Below are 21927 nucleotides of genomic sequence, written 5' to 3' on the forward strand. Positions count from 1 at the left end.
CTGGCCCGGCCTAGATCCTTCGGCCAGTCGCGAAGCGGGGGCGGGCGGCGAGGTCCGGCTGGTCGCGGACCTCGGTGAACAGGCCGGTGGCGGCGAAGACGGCGGGGGCGGATTCGCCCTGGACGTCGGCGTGTTCGCAGGCGAACCAGCCACCGGGCTTGAGCAGCCGGCCCGCGGTGGCGGCGACGACCTTGATCTCGTCGAGGCCGTCGTCACCGGACCACAAGGCCAATGCTGGGTCGTGATCGCGGACTTCCGCGGTGACGGATTCCCAAGCAGTCAAAGGGATGTACGGCGGGTTGGAGATCACCGCGTCCACTTGGCCGCCGAACTCCGGCAGGCACCCGTCGATGTCGCCCTCATGCAGTTCAGCACCGGTACCCGCGAGATTGCGACGCGCCCAGACACACGCATCCGGCGACAGCTCGACCGCATGTACGACGCTGTCCGGCCGCTCGGTCGCCACCGCACCGGCGATCGCACCCGAGCCGGTACACAGATCCACCACCAGCGGTTCCTTGACGTTTGCCAGCCGGTCGAGGATCCAGCCGACCATCACCTCGGTCTCCGGCCTCGGCACGAAGACCCCGGGCCCGACTGCGAGCTCCCGGTAGCGGAAGGCCGCCGTACCGGTCAGATGCTGGAGTGGTTCGCGGGCGGCCCGACGTGCGATCAACTCGTCGTACACCCGCCGCTGGTCACCGGTGGGTTCGGCCAGGTTCAGCCGGCTGCTGCCGGTGACGAACGCGAGGAGTTCCGCGGCGTCGAAGTCCGGTGAGGCGACGCCTGCTTCCCGGAGTCGTGCGGTCGCCTCGATGAGCAGCGACTTGGTGGTCACTGTGCCTCGACGGCCTCGAGCCGGGCAGCGAGATCGGCGTCGGTCAGGGCCTGGATCACCGGCGCCAGCTCGCCACCGAGGACCTGGTCGAGGTTGTGCGCCTTGTAGCCGACGCGGTGGTCGGAGAACCGGTTCTCCGGGAAGTTGTACGTGCGGATCCGCTCGGACCGGTCGACGGTCCGGATCTGCAGGCGGCGGGCGTCCGAGGCCTCCTGGTCGGCGGCCTCCTGCGCGGCCGCGAGCAGCCGGGATCGCAGTACGCGCATGGCCTGCTCACGGTTCTGCAGCTGGGACTTCTCGTTCTGCATCGACACCACGATGCCGGTCGGCAGGTGGGTGATCCGGACCGCGGAGTCGGTCGTGTTCACACTCTGCCCACCGGGACCGGACGACCGGAACACGTCGATGCGCAGGTCGTTCGGGTCGATCTCGACGTCGACGTCCTCGGCCTCCGGCAGCACCAGCACACCGGCCGCCGAGGTGTGGATCCGGCCCTGCGACTCGGTCACCGGCACCCGCTGGACCCGGTGCACCCCGCCCTCGAACTTGAGTTTCGCGTACGGCGCCTCACCCGGCTCCGGCGTACCTTTCGCCTTCACCGCGACGGTGATCGACTTGTATCCGCCCAGGTCGGACTCGGCCGAGTCGAGGACCTCGGTCTTCCAGTGCTGCGACTCGGCGTACTTCAGGTACATCTTCAGCAGGTCGCCGGCGAACAGCGCGGACTCGTCGCCGCCCTCACCGGCCTTGATCTCGAGGATCGCGTCCTTGTCGTCACTCGGGTCGCGCGGGACCAGCAGCACCTGCAGCTTCTCCGCCAGCTCGTCGCGGCGGGCCGCCAGCTTGGTGGCCTCCTCGGCGAACGCCGGGTCCTCGGCCGCGAGCTCACGGGCCGCCTCGATGTCGTCGCTGGTCTGCAGCCATTCGGCGTACGTGCGCACCACCGGGGCGAGCGCGGCGTACCGCTTGCCGACCCTGCGGGCATTGGCCTGGTCGGAGTGCAACTCCGGATCCGACATCTGCCGCTCCAGCTCGGCGTACTCCGCCTTGAGCGTCTGAACCGCCTCGAACATCCCGCACTCCTCCCTTCGAAACCTGTCTGACAACACAAACCGCGCGCCGGTCCACGGAGCGTGAGCTCGCGGACCGGCGCGCGGTGAGGTCGCTACTTCTTCGCGTACCGCTTCTCGAAGCGGGCCACCCGGCCACCGGTGTCGAGAATCTTCTGCTTACCGGTGTAGAAGGGGTGGCACTGCGAGCAGACGTCGGCGTGGATCACGCCGTTCTCCGCGGTCGAGCGCGTGGTGAACGTGGCGCCACAGGTGCAGGTCACCGTGGTGTCGACGTACGTCGGGTGGATGTCGCTCTTCAAGGGTTCTCCTAGGTTCAGGTGCCCCGGGTCGCCCGCGGATGCGGACGTGAACCGGAACCAACAAACTAGTTTGCCATCCCAGGCAGGTTTCGGGCGAATCGCCCCGGTCACCCGGGGCGATCACCTCAGTTGCCGTCGTCGGTGCTGCGACCGCCCGCCGAGGGGGTGGTCTTGTTCACCTGGAGCAGGAACTCGATATTCGACTTGCTCTCCTTGAGCTTGCCGATCAGGAGCTCGAGCGCCGCCTGGCCGTCCAGCGCGGACAGCACCCGGCGGAGCTTCCAGACCACCTGGGTCTCGTCCTTGCTCATCAGCAGTTCCTCGCGGCGCGTGCCGGAGGCGACCACGTCGATGGCCGGGAAGATGCGCCGGTCGGCGAACTCGCGGCGCAGCCGCAGCTCCATGTTGCCGGTGCCCTTGAACTCCTCGAAGATGACCTCGTCCATCTTGGAGCCGGTCTCGATCAGCGCGGTGGCCAGGATGGTCAGCGAGCCGCCGTCCTCGATGTTGCGGGCCGCACCGAAGAACCGCTTCGGCGGGTACAGCGCCGAGGAGTCGACACCACCGGACAGGATCCGGCCGCTGGCCGGTGCCGCGATGTTGTACGCCCGGCCCAGCCGGGTGATCGAGTCGAGCAGGACGACGACGTCGTGGCCCAGCTCGACCAGGCGCTTGGCCCGCTCGATCGCCAGCTCCGCGACCGTGGTGTGGTCGTCGGCCGGCCGGTCGAAGGTCGAGGCGATGACCTCGCCCTTGACGGTGCGCTGCATGTCGGTGACCTCTTCGGGCCGCTCGTCCACCAGCACCACCATCAGGTGCACTTCGGGGTTGTTCGTGGTGATCGCGTTCGCCAGCGCCTGCAGCACCATCGTCTTACCGGCCTTCGGCGGCGAGACGATCAGGCCGCGCTGGCCCTTGCCGATCGGGCTGACGATGTCGACGATCCGGGTGGTGAGCACCCCGGGCTCGGTCTCCAGGCGGAGCCGCTCGGTCGCGTACAGCGGAGTCAGCTTGTTGAAGTCCTGCCGCTGCTTGGCGATCTCCGGGTCCGACCCGTTCACGGTGTCGATCCGGACCAGCGGGTTGAACTTCTCCTTGCGCTCACCCTCCTGCGGCTGCTTCACCGCACCGGTGATCGCGTCACCCTTGCGCAGGCCGTACCGCTTCACCATCGACAGGGCGACGTACACGTCGTTCGGGCCGGGCAGGTAGCCGCTGGTCCGGACGAACGCGTAGTTGTCCAGTACGTCGAGGATGCCGGCCGCCGGGACGAGAACGTCGTCCTCGCTGATCGTCGGCTCCGGGTCGAACCGCTCACCGCGACCGCGGTTGCGGGTGTTGTCCCGAGGAGCCGGGCTGCCGTCGCGGTTGCGGTCCCGGTCGCGGCCCCGGCGGCGCCGGCGACGGCCCTCGCCTTCCTCGCCGCGGTCGTTCTGGTCCTGCCGGTTGCGGTTGTCGCCGCGCTGGTCGCGCTGGCTGTCACCGCGGTTGTCGCGGTTCTGCCCGTCCCGGTCGCGGTTGGCGTCGCGGTTGCCGTCCCGGTTCTGGTTGTCCCGGTTGCGGTCGCGGTTCTGCTCGCCGCGGTCGCCGCGGCTGTCCCGCTGGCTGTCGCGGGTCTGGCCGTCGCGGGTCTGGCTGTCCCGGCCCTGGCTGTCGCGGTTGTCCCGGTTCTGGTTGTCCCGGTTGCGGTCGCGGCTCCGGCTGTCGCGGTTCTCCGCGGGCTCGGCGACGGTGGTGCCGTTCTGCGTCGCGACCTCGGCGGCGGGCGCCTCGGCGGCGACGGCCGGCGCGGCGGCGGGTGCGGCAGCGGCGGTCGTCTCAGCGGCCGCGGCGCCGTTCTGGCCGGAGTCCTTCTCGGCCGCGGCGCGGGTCCGGCGGCTACCGCCCTCCCGCTTGGCCGGGGCGTCGGCCTTGGCCGCGGGCGCCTCGGCGGCACCCTCGTCCAGGGTCGGCTGGCTCGCCTTCGGGCGGGATCCGCCCGTCGAGCCACCCGCCTGGGCGGCCTTGATCGCCTCGATCAGCTGGCCCTTGCGCAGCGCGCCGGTGCCCTTGATGCCCAGCGTCCCGGCGAGCTGCTTGAGCTCGGGGAGCAGCATGCCCTCGAGGCCGCCTCCGGTCTTCCGGCGACGCGTCGCGGTGGTCGCCGCAGCATCGGTACCCGGGGCCGGCGTGGTGCCGGCGCCGCTGGAGGCTTCAACAGTTTCTGTCACGTGAGGTCCTTCCCACACGGATCGTCGGTGTCAGATGTGCGCACCGACCGTTTCATCACCCACGACCGACGCGGTGCCGACTGTTCCGGCTGCGCGGCGACATGGGTATCAAGAGGCTCTCGCTCGATCTGAGTCCCCTCGGACATCTCCGGCGCAGGCGGCGCAAGTTCAGATCCACAGGAGGGTCGCCACACAACACAGGGTGCCGGGAGCACAGCCCGGATCGTGACGAGAGTTCACCGATCACCTGGAGGGGATCGGGTGAGTCGAGACTAGCACCACTACGGGTCGTTCTGCTGACTCGAGGGGTACAACGCGTGTCAGTTCCCGATCATTCCCGCCCGGCCCGCGGTTCTACCCCGCCTCCAGCGACCAGACCTGTACGCCGACTGGATCGATGGCCAGCTCGTACCGCGTCCAGCCGTCCGGCGGAGGCGGCGGCGGCGCCGTCCGCGCCCCGTCTGGGCGGCCCAGTACGACGACGGTCGGCCCGGCACCGCTCACAATCGCCGGCAATCCGCTCCCCCGCAGCTTGTGGACGAGCGCCAGACTCTCCGGCATCGCCGGCTCGCGGTACTCCTGATGCAGCTGATCCTCGGTCGCCGTCAGCAGCAACTCCGGTCGTCCCGTCAACGCCGCGACGAGCAAGGCAGCCTTCCCCGCATTCGCCGCCGCAGCACTGTGAGGTACGACGCTCGGCAGCAACCCGCGCGCCTCCTTTGTCAGCACGCGGTTGTCGGGTACATAGGCAACCGCGGCCAAACCCTCGACCGCCTCCAGCCGAACGGCCCGCCCCGTTTCCCCTTCTGTCCAAGCGATCGTGAAGCCACCCAGCGCGGCCGCGGCCACGTTGTCCGGGTGCCCTTCGATCTCGTTCGCCAGTACGACGAGCCGCTCACGATCCACCGGTTCACCGGCCAGCCCGTACGCCGCCGCGAGACCGCCGACGATCGCGGCCGACGACGAGCCGAGCCCGCGCCCGTGCGGAATCCGGTTCTCGCAGCGCAGCGTGAACCCGGGCACCGAAGCACCCAGTGCCTCGAGCCCGCGACGGATAGACCGCACGACGAGATGCGACTCGTCCAGCGGCACCTCGCCTTCGCCGGACCCGGTCACCTCGACCGTGACGCCGGATCCGCCCGGCGTCACGATCAGGTCGTCGTACAAGGTCAGCGCCAGTCCGAGCGCGTCGAAGCCGGGGCCCAGGTTGGCGCTCGTCGCCGGGACCCGGACCCGCACCTGGTCGCAGGGCCGGCGGTCGTCCTTGGTCTCCACCGCGAGGCCGTCAGATCAGGCCGGCGACGCGGGCGACGGCGTCGGTGTCGGCAGGGGTGACCGGGGACTCGATCACCTTGGCGTGGTCGAGTGCGGTGTCGATGTCCTTCAGGCCGTGGCCGGTGACGGTGATCACCACGGTCGAGCCGCCGTCCAGCCAGCCTTGGACCTTCGCGTGCAGCAGTCCGGCGACGCCGGCCGCGGACGCGGGCTCGACGAACACACCCTCGCGGGCGGCGAGCTCACGCTGTGCGGTCAGGATCTGCTCGTCGGTGACCATCTCGATCCGGCCGCCGGACTCGTCCCGCGCGGACTCCGCCAGCGTCCAGGAGGCGGGGTTGCCGACCCGGATCGCGGTCGCCGCGGTGTCCGGCTTCTCGACGATCGCGCCGCGCACGATCGGTGCCGCGCCCTCGGCCTGGAAACCCCACATCCGCGGGGTCTTCGAGGCGAGCTTGTCCTTCGCGTACTCCTGGTAGCCCTTCCAGTAGGCCGCGATGTTGCCCGCGTTCCCGACCGGCAGCAGGTGCAGGTCCGGGGCGTCGCCGAGCGCGTCGCACACCTCGAAGGCGGCAGTCTTCTGGCCTTCCAGCCGGACCGGGTTCACCGAGTTCACCAGCGCGACCGGGTAGTGCTTGCCGAGCTCGCGGACGATCCGCAGGCAGTCGTCGAACCCGCCGTCGATCGACACCAGCTGGGCGCCGTGAACGATGGCCTGCGCCAGCTTGCCCTTCGCGATCCGGCCGGCCGGGATCAGTACCAGCGGGATCAGTCCGGCGCGGACGGCGTACGCGGCCGCGGAGGCGGAGGTGTTGCCGGTCGACGCGCAGACCACGGCCTTGTCACCGGACTGCGCGGCGAGCGAGATCGCGACCGTCATACCGCGGTCCTTGAACGAGCCGGTCGGGTTGTTGCCCTCGACCTTGAGCCAGACCTCGCAGTTGGTCTGCTCGCTGAGCCACTGCGCAGCCACCAGCGGCGTCCCGCCTTCGCCGAGCGTGACCACGGGAGTGTCTGCCGATACAGGCAGTCGGTCCCGGTATTCCTCGATCACGCCTTGCCATTGATGAGGCCGCTGCTGAGCCATTCGTTACTCGCCTTCTACCCGCATCACACTGCTGACTTCCCGAACGATGTCCATGTCACGCAGGGCCTCCACGGTCGCGGACAACGCGGCGTCGGTCGCGGTGTGGGTGACCACCACCAGCTGCGCGTCGCTGCCCCGGCCCTCTTGGCGGACGGTCTGGATGGACACGTCGTGCTCCGCGAAGGCATGGGCCACCGCCGCCAGCACACCGGCCTTGTCGGCCACGTCCAGCGACACGTGATAGCGGGTCATCGCGTCGCCCATCGGCCGCACGGCCCGCTGGGTGTACGACGACTCGCCGACCCCCGGCACACCCTTGAGCCGGTTGCGCGCGGCGGACACGAGATCCCCGAGGACTGCACTGGCCGTCGGGGCGCCGCCGGCACCACGACCATAGAACATCAGCTGGCCGGCCGCTTTGGATTCCACGAAGACCGCGTTGTACGCGTCCCGCACACTGGCCAACGGATGGCTTGCGGGGATCATCGCCGGGTACACGCGGGCGCTCACCGAGTCGGTCGCCTCGTCCAGTTCGCAGATCGCCAGCGACTTCACCACACAGCCCATCTCGCGGGCCGAGGCGATGTCGGTGGCGGACACCTCGGTGATGCCCTCCCGGTGGACGTCGGCGATGGAAACCCTTGTGTGGAAGGCCAAACTGGCCAGCAGCGCGGCCTTGGCGGCGGCGTCGAACCCCTCGATGTCCGCGGTCGGGTCGGCCTCGGCGTACCCGAGCGCCTGGGCCTCCTCCAGCGCCTCGTCGAAGCCGGCGCCGGTGGTGTCCATCTTGTCGAGGATGTAGTTCGTGGTGCCGTTGACGATGCCCATGACCCTGGTCACGTCGTCACCGGCGAGCGACTCGCGCAGCGGCCGCAGGATCGGGATCGCCCCGGCGACGGAGGCCTCGAAGTACAGGTCGCGCTGGTACTTCTCCGCGGCGGCGAACAGCGTCGGGCCGTCCTCGGCCAGCAGCGCCTTGTTCGCCGTGATCACCGAGGCGCCGTGCTCGAGCGCGGTCAGGATCAGGCTGCGGGCGGGTTCGAGCCCGCCGATCACCTCGATGACGATGTCCAGGTCGCCCCGCTTCACCAGCGCCTGGGCGTCGGTGGTGATCAGCGCGGGGTCGACGGCGATGTCGCGCGCACGGCCCGGCCGTCGTACCGCGATCCCGGCGATCTCCAGGCGCGCACCGACGCGGGCGGCGAGGTGGTCGGCCTGCTCGGTGAGGATCCGGACCACTTCGGTCCCGACCACACCACAGCCCAGCAAGCCGACCTTCAGGGTTTTGTCGTTCACTCGGCCCCCATGTCGAGGAGAAGCAGGTCGTCTTCGGTCTCGCGCCGTACGACGATCCGCGTGTGACCGTCCTTGACCGCGATCACCGGTGGCCGCGGTACGTGGTTGTAGTTGCTCGCCATCGACCGGCAGTAGGCACCGGTCCCGGGTACGGCGACCAGGTCGCCGGGCCGCACGTCGGAGGCGATGAACTCGTCCTTCACCACGATGTCACCGGATTCACAGTGCTTGCCGACGACCCGGGCCAGCGTGGGCTCGGCATCGGAGTACCTGTTGGCCAGCGTGCACGAGTAGTCGGCGTCGTACAGCGCGGTGCGGATGTTGTCGCTCATGCCGCCGTCGACGGAGATGTAGGTGCGGGAGGCGCCGGCGTCGAGCTCGACCTCCTTGACCGTGCCGACCGTGTAGACGGTGCAGACGGCCGGGCCGACGATCGCGCGACCGGGCTCGATCGACACCTTCGGCACGTCGACGTCGAAGGCGCGGCACTCGTGCTCGACGATCTTGCCCAGCTCGGTGGCGAGCTGCGCGGGGTCGGACGGGTCGTCCTGGGTGGTGTAGGCGATGCCGAAACCGCCGCCCAGGTCGAGCTCCGGCATGTCCACGCCGAGCTCGTCGGAAACCCTTGCGTGCAAGGCGATCACACGCTTGGCGGCCACCTCGAACCCGGACGAGTCGAAGATCTGCGACCCGATGTGCGAGTGCAGTCCGAGCAGCTCGAGCTCGGCCGCTTCGTTGACTCGGGCAACGGCTTCGAAGGCCGCGCCGGACGTGATCGAGAAGCCGAACTTCTGGTCCTCGTGCGCGGTCGCGATGTACTCGTGGGTGTGCGCCTCGACGCCCGCGGTCACCCGGACCATTACCGGGGCGACGGTGTCGCGTTCGCGGGCCAGCTCGATCAGCCGGTCGATCTCGTACAGCGAGTCGACGATGATCCGGCCGACGCCTGCGTCCAGCGCGCGAGCCAGCTCCGACTCGGACTTGTTGTTGCCGTGGAACCCGAGTCGCTGTGGATCGGCTCCGGCCCGGAGGGCGACGGCCAGCTCTCCCCCGCTGCAGATGTCGAGGTTCAGCCCCTCCTCCATCACCCAGCGGACGATCGTCGTACAGAGGAACGCCTTGCCGGCGTAGTAGACGTCGAAGTCCTTGAAGGCGTGCTTGAACGCGCGGGCGCGGGCCCGGAAGTCGTCCTCGTCCAGCACGTACGCCGGGCTGCCGTGCTCGGCGACCAGGTCACGGGCGTCGACACCGCCGATGACCAGCGAACCCTCGGCGGTCTTCTTGGCCGTGGACGACCACAGCTGCGGGACCAGGTCGTTGACGTCGCGGGGTGCGCGCAGCCAGGACGGGGCGCGGTGGCCGATGTCCGCGTGCAGCGTGCCCGCCTCGTGCGCCCTCACATCCGCTCCGGAGCGGAGACGCCGAGCAGGTCCAGCCCGTTGGCGAGTACGGTCCTGGTCGCACCGACCAGGGTCAGGCGAGCCTTGTGCACCGGCTCCACCTCCTCGTCGCCGCGCGGGAGCACGCGGCAACTGTCGTAGAACTTGTGGAACGCCGACGCGGTGTCCTCCAGATAGCGGGCGATCCGGTGCGGCTCGCGCAGCTCGGCGGCGGTGGCGACGATGCGCGGGAACTCGGCCAGCGCGCGGAGCAGGTCACCCTCGCGCTCGTGGCTGAGCACCCCCGGGTCGAACTCGTCCAGCTTGATGCCGAGCTCGTCGGCGTTGCGCAGGATCGAGGCCAGCCGGGCGTGGGCGTACTGGACGTAGTACACCGGGTTCTCGCTGACCTGGCGGGTCATCTCCTCGATGTCCAGGGTCAGCGGGGAGTCCACCGGGTAGCGGCAGAGCGTGTAGCGGAGCGGGTCGACGCCGCCCTCCTCGACCAGCTCGGCCAGCGTGACGATGGTGCCGGCCCGCTTGGACAGCCGCATCTCCTCGCCGCCCTTGAGGATCTTCACCAGCTGACCGATCAGGATCTCGATGTTGTGGTCGGGGTCGTCACCGGCACAGGCCGCGATCGCCTTCAGCCGGTTCACGTACCCGTGGTGGTCGGCGCCCAGCATGTAGATACAGACGTCGAAACCGCGCTCGCGCTTGTTCACGTAGTAGGCCGCGTCGGAGGCGAAGTACGTCGGCTCGCCGTTCGTCCGGATCAGCACGCGATCCTTGTCGTCGGTGAAGTCGGTCGTCCGCATCCACAGCGCGTCGTCGGCGTCGTACAGGTGACCCTGCTCGCGCAGCTTCTCGATCGCGTGGCCGACACCGTCCTGCTCGTGCAGGCTGCGCTCGGAGAACCAGACGTCGAACTTGGTCCGGAAGTGCTCGAGCTGGGCCTGCTGCTCCTTGAGCTGGCGCTCGTAGCCTGCCTCGCGGAACGCGATGACCTGCTCGTCCTCCGGCAGCTCGGTGATACCGGGGACCTCGGCGACGATCTCCTTGGCGAGGTCGAGGATGTACTCGCCGTGGTAGCCGTCCTCGGGGATCGGCTGACCCTGCGCGGCCGCCTGCAGGCTGGCGCCGAACTTCTCCATCTGCGCGCCGCGGTCGTTGATGTAGAACTCGCGGGTGACCTTGGCGCCGGCCGCGGCGAGCACCCGGGCGAGCGCGTCACCGACGGCGGCCCAGCGGGTGTGACCGAGGTGCAGCGGGCCGGTCGGGTTGGCGGAGATGAACTCCAGGTTGACCGTCTGGCCGTGCAGGGTGTCGGTGTGGCCGTAGACCGGGCCGGCGTCGACGATCGCCTGCGCGACCTTGCCCTGGGCATCGGCCGCGACCCGGAGGTTGATGAAACCCGGTCCGGCGATCTCGACCGCGGTGATCGCGTCGTCGTCCTGGAGCTTGCCGGCCAGCAGCTCGGCGAACTGGCGCGGGTTCAGCCCGGCCCGCTTGCCCAGCTGCATGGCGACGTTGGTGGCGTAGTCCCCGTGCTCGGGGTTCTTGGGTCGCTCGACCTTCAGCTCGCGCGGCAGCCCGCCCTCGACGGTGATGGTGCCGTCGTCGGCGAGCGCGGCCAGGGCCTGGAGGATCTTCTCAGCGAGCTGTTCCGGGGTCACCGGATCAGCCTAATGGCCACGCCCCGAAACTCTTGACTCACCATCCACAGCCCGGTACGCACCGCGGTCACGGTCAGTGGCGAGCCGTCACCTGGATGCGGGATTTAGGGCTCAGCGGCGTATCCCAGGCGGCCGGTTTGCCGTCGAGGGTGACGGTCAGGGCCGTACACGCGTCGCCCAGGCACTTGGCGTCGTACCGAATGCCCCAGAGGGTGAAGAACTGGGCGAGTGTGGGGCGTTCGGCGGTCGTCTTTGCCTCGACGTAGACGAGGCCGTCGGTGGTGTGCGTGTGTACGGCGGCCTGCTCGGCGCGGACACGGTCGACGCCGATCCCGGCGGGGATCTGGATCGCGGCGCCGTCGACCATGACTGAGAGGTTCAGCGTGTACGGCGAGGGGCCGGAGAAGTCGAGCGGGAGTCGCTCGAAACCGGCCTTGTCGATGTACGAGACCGCATCACGAGGCGCGTCCCACGGCGGCGGCCCGGTCCGGAGCTCGGCCGGACCAGGCGGCGCGGGACCTACCTGACAGCCGCCGATCAGACTGCTGACGAGGAGCAGAGCGGCTGCCGTCGCACCCGCCCGGCGCCACCTGCCTGCTCTCATGAGGAGCAGATTGTCATGCCGTGGCCGGGCGGGCGGTCGCCGGGGGTCAGCGCTCCGACGGCATCAGGATCCAGAGCACGATGTAGATGAGGATCTGCGGGCCGGGCAGCAGGCAGCTGATGACGAAGATGAGCCGCATCGTGTTCGCGGAGATGCCGAACCGGCGAGCCAGTCCGGCACAGACACCGCCGATCCAACGACCGCTGGACGGGCGGACCAGAGTGCTAGCCATGGGTACCGATTTCCTTTCAGCTGATGGGCTTACAACCACTATGACGCCGTCCTGGCCGGACGCGATCCCGCCGCACCGGGGTTCCAGGGTCCCGTCAGGGTGTCCCCCGCCCGCACCTCCGGTACCCACCCGACGCACCGCGACCCGATTCCCGATCCGCGTAAGTTTCCTGCTACTGTTCTGCACGTTCCTGAGCCCCCGTAGCTCAGGGGATAGAGCACCGCCCTCCGGAGGCGGGTGCGCAGGTTCGAATCCTGCCGGGGGCGCGCGATCAATCGAGCGATCCTTGTCCGCTGACAGCGCGGACGTGGATCGCTCGCGGTGTTTTGTGGGGGCCTCTGGTACCCGTCGGCGGGATACGCTGCGGGGGTGTTGGTGGGGCGGTCGGTTGAACGGTCACGGGTGACTCGGGTGATCGACGAGGCCAGGGGTGGGCGATGCCGTTCGCTGGTGGTGCGTGGCGAGGCCGGGATCGGCAAGACGGCGTTGCTCGACCATGCGGCCGACAGTGCCGACGGTCTGCGGGTGCTTCGGGTGGCCGGGATCGAATCCGAGGCCGAGATTCCGTTCGCCGGTCTTCAGGTGATGCTGGCCCGGTTCTCCGACCGGTTCGACGCGTTACCCGGCCCACAGGCTCAGGCGTTGCGAGCCGCGTTCGGCATCGGCACCTCGGCGGGCGAGCGCCTGTCGGTGGGTGCGGCCATCGTGACCCTGCTGTCCGATCTGGCCGAGGAGCAGCCGCTGCTGTGCCTGATCGACGACGCGCACTGGTTCGACCGGTCGTCGATCGACGCGCTGTTGTTCGCGGTACGGCGTCTCCACACCGATCCGATCGCGATCATCTTCGTGGCCCGCGATGGTGACCGGCCGTTCCCCGCGGCCGGGGTGGACAGCATCACCCTCCAACGCCTGGACAAGACCGAGTCCGCCCGCCTGCTGGCCGACGTACGTGCATTGCCGCACGAGGTGGCCGAACGTGTGCTCGCGGAGTCCGAGGGGAATCCGCTGGCCATCCTGGAGCTTGCCGCCAGCGACGGCACGACTGACTCCCCCGCACCGGTTGGCCCGCTGCCGGCCGCCGGCCGGTTGGAGGAACACTTCCGTCTGCAGGTTCGCGCACTGCCTGAGGACACCAGACTGGCGTTGCTGGTCGCGGCCGCGGACCAGACCTCGGAGCTCGGGTCGTTCTCGGCCGCGGCGGCGCGGCTGGGCCTGGATGCCGCGGATCTCGAGCCGGCCGAGCACGGTCGCCTCATCCGAGTGACCTCACACGCAGTCGCCTTCCGGCATCCGTTGATCCGGGCAGCGGTCTACCAGGACGCCACGTTCGCACGACGCGTCGCCGTGCATGCGGCGCTGGCGGCGTCGCTGACCGACCCGCGGGATGCCGATCGGCGTGCGTGGCACCTCGCAGCCGCCGCCAACGGCATCGACAACGCAGCCGCCGCGGAGCTCGAACGCGCGGCCGGACGCGCGTTCGACCGTGGTGGTCCGGCAGCGGCCACCCGGGCGCTGGAACGGGCCGCGGACCTGAGCGGCGACCGGGCGGACCGAGCCAGGCGCCTGGTCGGAGCCGCCCGGGCGGCCTACGACGCGGGTCAGCTCGATCGTGCGGCACAGCTGGCCGAGGCTGGGCGCACTGTGACGACGGATCCCGGCGAGCAGGCTGAGGCCGCCTGGATCCAGGCGCAGGTGGCGTACGAGCGCCACTCCCCCGCTGCTGCGTGTGGGCTCTCTCTCGATGCCGCGACGCCGATCCTGTCGGCCGACCCGGACCGCGCGGCGTCCATCCTGACCGAGGCGACCTGGTGCGCACGCGATGCGGCCGATCCCGAGCTGCTACGTCGTTGCGCCGGGCAACTGAAGCTCGTCCAGGGCGGTCCACCGGTGATGATCGACGCCTTGGCCGGTCTGACAGAACTACTGCAGGGACGCGCTGAAGCCGGGGTTCCGCCGTTGCGGGCATTGCTGGCGGCCGCCCAGGCCGGGCAGGTGGACGCAACGGTCGAGCTGCTGATGGCCGGGTTCGCGGGCCTGCTGATCGGTGACGACGACGCTGCCCTTGCCCTGCTCGAGGACCACGTCGCCACGCTGCGCGGACAGGGCGCGCTCGGCTGGTTGCCGTACGGGCAGGAGGCGCTCGCACTGGCCCAGCTGGTCACCGGCCGGTTCCAGGACGCCGCGGCGAACGTCGCCGAAGCGATCGAGCTGGCCACTGATCTCGGCCAGGACCTGCAGGTCGTGGTGCTCACCTCGATCTCGGTCTGGCTCGCCGCGGTCCGCGGTGACGTCGAGGCCGTCCAGAAGCAGTCCGAGCTGGTGCTCGGCGACACCAGGTCCCATCGGGTCGCGTGGGGGCTGGCGACCTGGGCCTGCGCCTTGACTGACCTCACGGCCGGCGACCCGGCCGCCGCACTCGACCGACTGGAGCCGCTGTGCGACGGCTCGGCCGGGCGCGATCTGACGATGCGAGCGATTCCCGACCACGTCGAGGCCGCCGTACGCACGGGTGACTACGACCGGGCGCGACGACACCTGCCCCGGTTGATCGAGTGGGCGACGTACGCGGGGACCCCGGTTGCTCGTGGACTGGTGCTGCGCTGCGAGGCCCTTGTCGCCGACGGAGCTGATGCGTTCGAGGCGGCCCTCCGTCTCGACGGATGTGGACCCTACGATCGCGCCCGCACTCGGCTCGCGTTCGGCGAATGGCTGCGACGGAATCGCCGTCGGACAGCTGCCCGGGCCCAGCTGATCGAAGCCTTCGACGCGTTCGAGCGGATCGGGGCGCATGGCTGGCAACAACGCGTCCGAACAGAGCTCACCGCCCTCGGTGAGACCATTCCGGCCCCGCAGGTGGCGGTCGAGGGTGTCGGCCAGCTCACTCCGCAGGAGTTGCAGGTCGTCCGCCGGGCCGCCCAGGGAATGAGCAACCGCGAGATCGCGGCCGAGCTGTTCCTCAGCCCGCGCACGATCGGTCATCACCTGTACAAGGCGTATCCCAAGCTGGGCGTCAGCCGGCGCTCACAGCTCGCCCGACTGAATCCGTGACCGTACCGACGCCAGTCATTTGACAGATTCGGACCGCCCTACCGGGCTCGTAGCCTCAATGGCACGACGCGGTAGCGGAAGGAGAATCTGATGGGCAAGACGATCATGGGCGCCATTGTCTCGCTGGACGGCTATATGGCCGATGACAACGACGGGATCGGGCCGCTGTTCGACTGGCTGGGCAACGGGAACGTCAGCTGGTCCTTCGAGGGCAGCGACGACAAGGTCCAGACCACCCAGGCATCGGCCGACTTCATGCGCGACCTCTACAAGGGCATGGCGGCCAACGTCATCGGCCGGCGCCTCTTCGACATGACCAATGGCTGGGACGGCAAGCCGGCCGCCGGTGAGCACGTCTTCGTGGTCACCCACGAACCACCGAAGAACTGGGAGTACGCCGACACGGCGCCGTTCACCTTCGTCAACGGCGTCAAGGAGGCGATCGCCGCCGCACAGGAGTTCGCCGGTGACCGAGTCGTCGACGTGGGCGCCGGCCAGATCGGCGGACAGGCCTTGGCGCTCGGCCTGATCGACCAGGTCGTCATCAATCTCGTCCCGACGGTGTTCGGTTCGGGCCGTCCGTTCTTCGCGACCGGTCCCCTGGCCGACCCGATCCTGTTGGCCAACCCCTCTCAGGTCGTCCAAGGCGACCGCGTGACCCACCTCCTGTACGACGTCGTGAAGAGCAGCTAGTCGTCGGGGAGGGCGATGAGGGAAAGGACGACTCGGTCCTTTCCCGGGGCCTGCTGGAGGTGGGGCTTCAGGAGGGCGTTGATGCCGTCGCGGATGGTGTCCAGCTCGGCAGCGTCCACGTAGAGGGCCAACTGGGCGTAGCCGAGTTGCTCCAGGCGGGGGTAGAAGTCGCCGCGGTCGACCAGGCGGGTGCGCTGGGTGCCGAGGACTGCCTGTACCTCGACGTGAAGGTGCCGCGCGGTGTGCGGCCGGGTGAACGGCTCCCGGTGCTGGTGTGGTTGCCGGGCGGCGGCTTCGTGGCCGGAGCGGCGCAGGAGTACGACGGCGCCAAGCTGGCCACCTCGGGCCGGCTGATGGTTGTCACGGTCAACTACCGTCTCGGAGCACTCGGCTACCTCTCCTCCCCCGCGCTCGGCCAGGGGAACTACGGTCTGATGGACCAGGCTGCCGCCCTGCAGTGGGTACGACGTAACGCCGCCAGCTTCGGTGGAGACGCCGGCAACGTCACCTTGGCCGGTCAGTCCGCCGGTGCGCGATCGGTGTGCGCTCTCCTCGCTTCACCATCCGCACACCGCCTCTTCCACCGTGCCATCACCCAGAGCGGTGCTTGCGAGAACCGTGTGCCCACACGGGCCGAGGCACGAGCCTTTGGAGCCCAAGCGACCGAGGAACTCGGTTGCACCACAGCACCTGACGTCGCCGCCTGCCTGCGCGAGCGTCCACCGTCCAGAGTGCTCGCGGTCCTCGGTGGTCTGTTCCCAGTGAACGGCCGCAGCGGCGAACGTCCTTGGGGCCCGACGGCCGGTACGTCGGTACTGCCTCAGCAACCGGGTGACGCGCTGCGGAACGGCACCGCAGCCCGAGTACCGCTCCTGATCGGTGGTACCGCAGACGAGATGCGCGGGTTCGTCTCGCGTCAGTCGTCGCTCACCGCGGAGCAGTACCGCGCCATGATGGTCCAAACGTTCGGTTCCCAGGCGGACGCCGTACTGGCGAAGTACCCGGTCAAGACGAGCCCGGCTCTGGCACTGGCGACGGCGCTCAGCGACTGGGGCGGCTTCATCGGTGCCTGTCCGGTACTGCGCACGGCCCAGGCCGCTGCCGTCCGCCAACCGGTCTACGCCTACGAGTTCGCCGAGGACAGCGGCCGTGTCCTGCCCGACGGTTTCCCGCTCGGCGCCTACCACAGCCAGGACCTGCCGTACCTCTGGACCGTCAACATGCCCCAGAACCCGTACCCGCCTCTCACCACCGAACAGCAGCGCCTCTCCGCGACGATGATCGGCTACTGGACGGCGTTCGCCCGTACTGGCAACCCCAACGGCTCCGACCGGCCCCACTGGCCTGCCTTCAACCGATCCGGCACAGTGCTCGGCCTCTCCACGACCGGCATCGCGCCCACGCCGTACGCCGCCAACCACCACTGCGACTTCTGGCAGGGGCTCCCCCGCTGACCGTCAGGTCGTTTCGAGCATCCAGACGTGGCCGTCGGGGTCGGTGAGGGTGCCGATGTAGGCCCACGGGCGACGCGTGGGTTTGCCGATCGGTGTGGCCCCGGCGGTGACGGCTCGGGTGAAGAGGGCGTCGACGGCGGCTTCGGATTCCAACGGGACGGAGAGGATGCATTCGCTGGTGCCGCGGGGTGCTGCCGGATGATCGCCGAGCACCCAGCCGAAGCCGCCGGTGGGGATGAGCATCAGCCGTACGTCGTCGGTCAGGGCGAACTGGAGTGGTTCCGGTACGCCGTCCTCGGCCAGCTCGCCGATGGGGGCGAAGCCGAAGGCCTCCTGGTAGAAGGCGTACGAGCGGGGGCGGTCCTCAATGGGCAGACTGATGATCATCGGACAGGCTCCTTCGTGAAGCGGGTCGCGGGGTCGCCGGTCAGGTGACCGGCCGGGAGGATTCGGCCGCAGAGGACGAGGAGGAGGTCCTGGGCCTTGCCGGACAGGACCTCGCCGGTGCCGTGGGTCCAGTCGAGGTCGGTGGCGCGGAGTTGGATGCCGGTGAGGTCGACGCCGAAGTACTTGAGTTGGCGGGGCTTCATGTCGGCCAGGATGTGGCGCAGGCGGTCCGCGGGCACCTGACGGTCGATGCCTAGAGCAACGGTGATGTCGAGGCCGTGGATAACGTCGTGGGACAGGGCGCCTTCGTAGCCGCCGCCCGGTGGCTTCCAGGGGTGGTTGATGTTCTGGCGCAGGCATTCGGTCAGCTCGGACGCGGAGAGCTCGGTGGCGTCCCGGCGGGCCTGGCGGTCGGCCAGGCGGTCGAAGTTGCCTCGGGCCTTGATCATCCCCAGGAGGAAACGGGGCATGGACAGCCGGTACGGCATGGTGATGTGGGCAACCAGTTCACGGACCCGCCAGCCCTCACACAGCGTCGGCTTGTCCCAGTCCTCGGCCGGCAATGTGGTCAGCAGCGCAGCGAGATCGGTCCGTTCCCCGGCAACCGCGGCTCTGATGTCAGTCATCTGCGTTCTCCTTTCGTCTCACCGACGAACGGAGAAGCCTGGAACAGACAACTCGGGTACGGACACCGTCGGTGCACGCATGGTTGACTGACCGTGGCCTGACCTGGCGCTGCCCCGGAGATCACAGATGCATGAGATCGGCATGTACCACCCACGAATCCACTTTCCGTCCGACAGTTGGATCAAGGTCGCCGCGCTGTATTGGACCAGGATGGGTCGCATCGTCCCACCGGGATACGTTACGCACGACACGGACACCGTCCGCGCCCTGCGGGATGAACTCGGCTTCGTTCTCGACATCGATCCGCAACGGACGCGCCCGACAAACGCCGGGGCGTGCACCACGTTTCTCTCGTTCGTCGACGACTACCACCCCTGGCTGCGCCGGCAGTACGGGTTGGCGGAAACCGGCAATCTGGGGCGCGTGGCTCCGCAGGTCTCGGATCGAGACAGCTACGAACCGTGGGACGGTCCACATCGTGTCGCCCAGATCTCGAATTTCAAGGTCGCGCTCCAGCTTCGGGGCGTTCTGGTACAGAACGATCTCGCGATCGACGGCGGCGAGAGCCTGCTGATGCATCCCGACCTGGCCCGCGTCTACATGTCGGCTCTGGCCGAGGACGTCGCCGTGGGGAACCGGTTGCAACCGATCACCGACGACCGGGACGTCTATGCCGTCGGGGCCGGTTGGACGCGGCGGCGGATGCGCAGCCTGTTGCTACCGAGCTACGAACCAGACGGCGATGCGGACGCGGCAGAGCTCGAGGAAGATTACCGGGAGTACGGCGTCGATCGGTCCAACATCTCGGAAATGATCGGGATGATCGCGATCAAGGCCGTCGTCCCCCGCGATATCGATCGGATACCCGTCGGCAGGATCATCGAGCTGCGTCAGCGTTTCGGGCCGCAGTTCCTGGCCTTCCGCGACGTGGTCGACTCGCTCGCGGTGGAGATCGAGGAAAATGTCAGGTCAGTACAGGACTCCACCGTGTTCCGCGCCTATGTCGAGCAGCTGGCACAAGGCCGAATACTCGAGCCCGCCCGGCAGCTGCGCGACGAGATGCATCGGCTGAAGATCGACACCGCGACCACCACACTGACCTTCAAGTACGAACTGCCCACCCTCGCCGGACTCGCGGCCGGCGGCCTGTTCGCGCAGCAGCCGGCCATCGCCGGTGGTACGGCGGTCGCGGCGGGAATCCTGGGAATCGCACGGGGCGCACGTCATCATGCGACTGAAGCCCGGCACAGGTCGCCGGTGAGCTACCTCATGCTTCTGCAGGACGAACTGGATCCCGGCCCGGTGCTCAAGCGAGCGATGCGGCAGGTCCAGAAGCTCACGCGGTCGCGTTGACGCGTTAGCCGACCTCGTCCAGGCGGCGAGCGAGGTATCGGCGCTCGGCGTCTGTGGCGGCGAGTTCTATCGCCTCGCGGTACGACGTCGCGGCCTCGGGGTACCGGCCGAGTCGCCGGAGGAAGTCGGCGCGAGTCGCCGGGAGCAGGTGGTAGCCGGCCAGTGGGCCCGCTGCTAGGTCGTCAACGAGGCGGAGTCCCACAGCAGGGCCGTCAGCCATGCCGATGGCAACTGCACGGTTCAGTGCGACCACTGGGGTCTGCTTGAGCTGCCCGTACAGTGCGGCGATCTGCGGCCAGTCGGTGTCGGCCGCCGTACGTGCAGAGGCGTGGCAGGCGGCTATAGCGGCCTGCACTTGGTAAGGCCCGGGTGAGCGGCGTCGGAGAGTGTCGTCGAGCAGGTCTACGCCTTCTGTGATCACTGCGTTGTCCCAGCGGGTGCGGTCCTGGTCCTCCAACGTCACCAGCACGCCGTCAGCGCTCAGCCGGGTGTCACGGCGTGAGTCATGCAGCAGCATCAGTGCCAGCAGTCCGGCCGCCTCCGGCTCGTCCGGCATCAGTTGCACGAGCAGACGAGCCAGTCTGATCGCCTCACTGCTCAGACTGGTCCGGACGACATCCGTGTACCCCTCGTTGAACAACAGGTAGAGCACAGCCAGTACGGCGGGCGTCCGCTCCGGCAGGAGATGCGCAGGCGGGACTCGATAAGGGATGCCGGCGTGCTGGATCTTCTGCTTGGCCCTGGTGAGGCGCTTCGACATGGTGGTCTCTGGGACCAGGAAGGCGCGTGCGATCTCCGCCGTACTGAGGCCGGCCAGTGTCCGCAGTGTCAACGCCACCCGCGCCTCGATCGCCAGGGCTGGGTGGCAGCAGGTGAACATGAGCCGCAGCCGGTCGTCTGGTACGTCGTACGCCTCGTCAGGCTCAGCTCCCAAAACAGCCACCTCCTTCAGCTTGGCCGCGCCCACGGCTTCCCGGCGCAACCAGTCGACGGCCTTGTTACGTGCGGTGGTGGTCAGCCAGGCACCGGGTTTGTCCGGTACGCCGTCCTGCGGCCAACGTTGCAGGGCCGCCGCGAACGCTTCCTGCGCGCACTCCTCGGCCAGCTCCCAGTCACCGGTCAGGCGGATCAGGGTGGCGACGACCTGACCCCACTCCTGCCGGTAGATCTGCTCGAACGTCACCCAACCCCCGGCGGTGGCTCGAATACCGGCCTGATCTCGATCGTTCCGTAGCCGGCCGCCGGATGCTTGGCCGCGATCTCGATGGCCTCGTCCAGGTCGGCACAGTTGATCAGCACGAACCCGCCGATCTGCTCCTTGGTCTCCGCGAACGGACCGTCGGTCAGCAGCAACTCGTCGTTCCGCACCCGCACCGTCGTCGCCTCCGACGGCGGTCGCAGCCCGGCCCCACCCTCGACCACGCCGCGCTGCTCCATCTCCTCCGACCACCCGCCGCACCCGTCGTTGGCATGCGCCTCGGCCGTCTCGTCACCAGCGATCATCAGCAAGTACTTCACGGTCCTCCTCCAGACAGTCTCACCCCACCGACGAACAGCCCCGGCGAAAACAGACACCCCCACCGTAAAGCGCCGGCGGGTTTCTGCTCGCTTTCCACCCGGAGCAGGCCTAGCGTCGAGGCAGACCGGATTTCAAGGGGAGGTTGAGATGGCCGGACGAGTGGTGCATTTCGAGATTCCGTACGACGACGGGGAGCGGGCGCGCAGGTTCTATGCCGAGGCGTTCGGGTGGCAGCTCCAGGAGATGCCGGACCTGCAGTACACGATGGTGTCGACCGGGCCAGTGACCGACGAGGGCATGCCGAGCGAGCCCGGGTACGTCAACGGTGGCATGTTCGACCGGGCCGCCGCCGGGGAGATCAACAAGCCGGTACTGACCATCGACGTGGACGACATCGACGCCAGCTGGAAGACGATCGAGCAGCTCGGCGGCAAGCCGGTGGGCGAGAAGCTCGCGGTCGGTGAGATGGGCTTCGCGGCGTACTTCACCGACTCGGAGGGCAACCTGCTCGGCCTCTGGCAGACCGCCTCCACCGGCTAAATCGTTCGCGAACGGCCGCGGTCCACAGTCACAGTGGCAGGCATGTTGACCGCGGCCCAACGCGGCCCATCCGTGGCTGCGGGAACTGTGGAGCGGTGACGGCAGGGGCGACCGGATCAGCGGTACATGGTCGACGGTTTCGAGGTGGACGGCGTACCCCTGCGGGCGGTCGAGCTGGCCGGCCGCGCCGGTGACGTGTTCTTCATGCACTGCGACACGTTCCACACGGCCGCGCCGAACTGCCTCGACCAGCCGCGGATGATGGCCACGAACATCATCAGACTGGAACAAGGATCACGTCGTACGGCGTGAGCGGCGGCCTAGACTTCCGGGTGTT

General features: G+C 69.0%; 21 protein-coding genes and 1 tRNA gene. 7 read left to right on the plus strand and 15 right to left on the minus strand.

The window, feature by feature from the left end:
- Positions 1 to 10: 10 nt before the first annotated feature.
- The 11 genes from prmC to EV652_RS35510 form a co-directional block, all read right to left on the minus strand.
- Entirely contained in the window at positions 11 to 838 is an 828-nt protein-coding gene (gene prmC / locus EV652_RS35460) for a peptide chain release factor N(5)-glutamine methyltransferase (RefSeq protein WP_132213712.1), read from the minus strand.
- Positions 835 to 1911, minus strand: coding sequence for a peptide chain release factor 1 (gene prfA / locus EV652_RS35465; protein ID WP_132213714.1), 1077 nt, complete (start codon positions 1909 to 1911; stop codon positions 835 to 837). Before prfA ends, prmC begins: the two co-directional genes overlap by 4 nt.
- Positions 1912 to 2003: 92 nt before the next feature.
- Positions 2004 to 2210 carry a 50S ribosomal protein L31 gene (gene rpmE / locus EV652_RS35470; protein WP_130387310.1) on the minus strand — a complete coding sequence of 69 codons (207 nt, stop codon included), beginning with the start codon at positions 2208 to 2210 and terminating at the stop codon, positions 2004 to 2006.
- A 125-nt stretch (positions 2211 to 2335) separates the two neighbouring features.
- The gene (gene rho / locus EV652_RS35475) at positions 2336 to 4420 is read right to left on the minus strand and encodes a transcription termination factor Rho (RefSeq protein ID WP_132213716.1); all 2085 of its coding nucleotides are present in this window, start codon (positions 4418 to 4420) and stop codon (positions 2336 to 2338) included.
- Between the two features lie 354 nt (positions 4421 to 4774).
- The gene (gene thrB, locus EV652_RS35480) at positions 4775 to 5695 is read right to left on the minus strand and encodes a homoserine kinase (RefSeq protein ID WP_242002192.1); all 921 of its coding nucleotides are present in this window, start codon (positions 5693 to 5695) and stop codon (positions 4775 to 4777) included.
- 10 nt (positions 5696 to 5705) lie between these two features.
- Positions 5706 to 6782 (minus strand): threonine synthase, encoded by a 1077-nt coding sequence (thrC, locus tag EV652_RS35485; protein WP_132213718.1) that lies wholly within the window; start codon positions 6780 to 6782, stop codon positions 5706 to 5708.
- Between the two features lie 3 nt (positions 6783 to 6785).
- Positions 6786 to 8078 (minus strand): homoserine dehydrogenase, encoded by a 1293-nt coding sequence (locus EV652_RS35490; protein WP_132213741.1) that lies wholly within the window; start codon positions 8076 to 8078, stop codon positions 6786 to 6788.
- Positions 8075 to 9478 carry a diaminopimelate decarboxylase gene (lysA, locus tag EV652_RS35495; RefSeq protein WP_132213743.1) on the minus strand — a complete coding sequence of 468 codons (1404 nt, stop codon included), beginning with the start codon at positions 9476 to 9478 and terminating at the stop codon, positions 8075 to 8077. The genes EV652_RS35490 and lysA overlap by 4 nt, the downstream gene beginning before the upstream one ends.
- Positions 9475 to 11133 carry an arginine--tRNA ligase gene (gene argS / locus EV652_RS35500; protein WP_132213745.1) on the minus strand — a complete coding sequence of 553 codons (1659 nt, stop codon included), beginning with the start codon at positions 11131 to 11133 and terminating at the stop codon, positions 9475 to 9477. Before argS ends, lysA begins: the two co-directional genes overlap by 4 nt.
- Before the next feature lie 73 nt (positions 11134 to 11206).
- Entirely contained in the window at positions 11207 to 11737 is a 531-nt protein-coding gene (locus tag EV652_RS35505) for a hypothetical protein (RefSeq protein WP_132213747.1), read from the minus strand.
- 46 nt (positions 11738 to 11783) lie between these two features.
- The gene (locus tag EV652_RS35510) at positions 11784 to 11969 is read right to left on the minus strand and encodes a PspC domain-containing protein (RefSeq protein WP_132213749.1); all 186 of its coding nucleotides are present in this window, start codon (positions 11967 to 11969) and stop codon (positions 11784 to 11786) included.
- Positions 11970 to 12163: 194 nt separating this feature from the next.
- On the opposite strand from EV652_RS35510, the gene EV652_RS35515 reads away from it, so the two are divergent.
- The 4 genes from EV652_RS35515 (at position 12164) to EV652_RS35530 (ending at position 17164) form a co-directional block, all read left to right on the plus strand.
- Positions 12164 to 12235: transfer RNA gene (locus EV652_RS35515), tRNA-Arg, on the plus strand.
- A gap of 109 nt (positions 12236 to 12344) precedes the next feature.
- Positions 12345 to 15017, plus strand: a complete 2673-nt coding sequence (locus EV652_RS35520; protein ID WP_255512670.1) for a helix-turn-helix transcriptional regulator — start codon at positions 12345 to 12347, stop codon at positions 15015 to 15017.
- Positions 15018 to 15107: 90 nt separating this feature from the next.
- The gene (locus tag EV652_RS35525; protein ID WP_132213753.1) at positions 15108 to 15710 is read left to right on the plus strand and encodes a dihydrofolate reductase family protein; all 603 of its coding nucleotides are present in this window, start codon (positions 15108 to 15110) and stop codon (positions 15708 to 15710) included.
- 59 nt (positions 15711 to 15769) lie between these two features.
- Positions 15770 to 17164 (plus strand): carboxylesterase/lipase family protein, encoded by a 1395-nt coding sequence (locus EV652_RS35530; RefSeq protein WP_158441414.1) that lies wholly within the window; start codon positions 15770 to 15772, stop codon positions 17162 to 17164.
- A gap of 3 nt (positions 17165 to 17167) precedes the next feature.
- Here EV652_RS35530 and EV652_RS35535 read toward each other — a convergent pair whose 3' ends face one another.
- Together EV652_RS35535 and EV652_RS35540 are read right to left on the minus strand one after the other, a co-directional pair.
- Positions 17168 to 17551: a VOC family protein gene (locus EV652_RS35535; RefSeq protein WP_199238590.1), complete on the minus strand. Its 384-nt coding sequence runs from the start codon at positions 17549 to 17551 to the stop codon at positions 17168 to 17170.
- Entirely contained in the window at positions 17548 to 18177 is a 630-nt protein-coding gene (locus EV652_RS35540) for a maleylpyruvate isomerase family mycothiol-dependent enzyme (protein WP_132213757.1), read from the minus strand. The genes EV652_RS35535 and EV652_RS35540 overlap by 4 nt, the downstream gene beginning before the upstream one ends.
- Before the next feature lie 127 nt (positions 18178 to 18304).
- On the opposite strand from EV652_RS35540, the gene EV652_RS35545 reads away from it, so the two are divergent.
- Complete coding sequence (locus tag EV652_RS35545) at positions 18305 to 19531, plus strand: DUF6236 family protein (protein ID WP_132213759.1); 1227 nt, start codon at positions 18305 to 18307, stop codon at positions 19529 to 19531.
- A 4-nt stretch (positions 19532 to 19535) separates the two neighbouring features.
- Here EV652_RS35545 and EV652_RS35550 read toward each other — a convergent pair whose 3' ends face one another.
- Together EV652_RS35550 and EV652_RS35555 are read right to left on the minus strand one after the other, a co-directional pair.
- Entirely contained in the window at positions 19536 to 20714 is a 1179-nt protein-coding gene (locus EV652_RS35550) for an RNA polymerase sigma factor (RefSeq protein ID WP_132213761.1), read from the minus strand.
- Positions 20711 to 21049 carry a YciI family protein gene (locus EV652_RS35555; RefSeq protein WP_132213763.1) on the minus strand — a complete coding sequence of 113 codons (339 nt, stop codon included), beginning with the start codon at positions 21047 to 21049 and terminating at the stop codon, positions 20711 to 20713. The genes EV652_RS35550 and EV652_RS35555 overlap by 4 nt, the downstream gene beginning before the upstream one ends.
- Before the next feature lie 148 nt (positions 21050 to 21197).
- Between EV652_RS35555 and EV652_RS35560 the strand changes: the two genes are divergently transcribed.
- Both EV652_RS35560 and EV652_RS35565 read left to right on the plus strand, forming a co-directional pair.
- Positions 21198 to 21590, plus strand: coding sequence for a VOC family protein (locus tag EV652_RS35560; protein ID WP_132213765.1), 393 nt, complete (start codon positions 21198 to 21200; stop codon positions 21588 to 21590).
- A gap of 126 nt (positions 21591 to 21716) precedes the next feature.
- The gene (locus EV652_RS35565; protein WP_132213767.1) at positions 21717 to 21902 is read left to right on the plus strand and encodes a phytanoyl-CoA dioxygenase family protein; all 186 of its coding nucleotides are present in this window, start codon (positions 21717 to 21719) and stop codon (positions 21900 to 21902) included.
- The last annotated feature ends 25 nt before the right edge of the window (positions 21903 to 21927 follow it).

It is taken from the genome of Kribbella steppae, from assembly GCF_004342025.1.
Classification (GTDB): Bacteria; Actinomycetota; Actinomycetes; order Propionibacteriales; family Kribbellaceae; genus Kribbella; species Kribbella steppae.

Coding starts and splice junctions, on each gene's coding strand:
- prfA (WP_132213714.1), bottom strand. CDS start 1,911: ATGTTCGAGGCGGTTCAGACGCTCAAGGCGGAGTACGCCGAGCTGGAG.
- thrC (WP_132213718.1), bottom strand. CDS start 6,782: ATGGCTCAGCAGCGGCCTCATCAATGGCAAGGCGTGATCGAGGAATAC.
- EV652_RS35505 (WP_132213747.1), bottom strand. CDS start 11,737: ATGAGAGCAGGCAGGTGGCGCCGGGCGGGTGCGACGGCAGCCGCTCTG.
- EV652_RS35510 (WP_132213749.1), bottom strand. CDS start 11,969: ATGGCTAGCACTCTGGTCCGCCCGTCCAGCGGTCGTTGGATCGGCGGT.
- EV652_RS35525 (WP_132213753.1), top strand. CDS start 15,108: ATGGGCAAGACGATCATGGGCGCCATTGTCTCGCTGGACGGCTATATG.
- EV652_RS35535 (WP_199238590.1), bottom strand. CDS start 17,551: ATGATCATCAGTCTGCCCATTGAGGACCGCCCCCGCTCGTACGCCTTC.
- EV652_RS35540 (WP_132213757.1), bottom strand. CDS start 18,177: ATGACTGACATCAGAGCCGCGGTTGCCGGGGAACGGACCGATCTCGCT.
- EV652_RS35545 (WP_132213759.1), top strand. CDS start 18,305: ATGCATGAGATCGGCATGTACCACCCACGAATCCACTTTCCGTCCGAC.
- EV652_RS35560 (WP_132213765.1), top strand. CDS start 21,198: ATGGCCGGACGAGTGGTGCATTTCGAGATTCCGTACGACGACGGGGAG.
- EV652_RS35565 (WP_132213767.1), top strand. CDS start 21,717: ATGGTCGACGGTTTCGAGGTGGACGGCGTACCCCTGCGGGCGGTCGAG.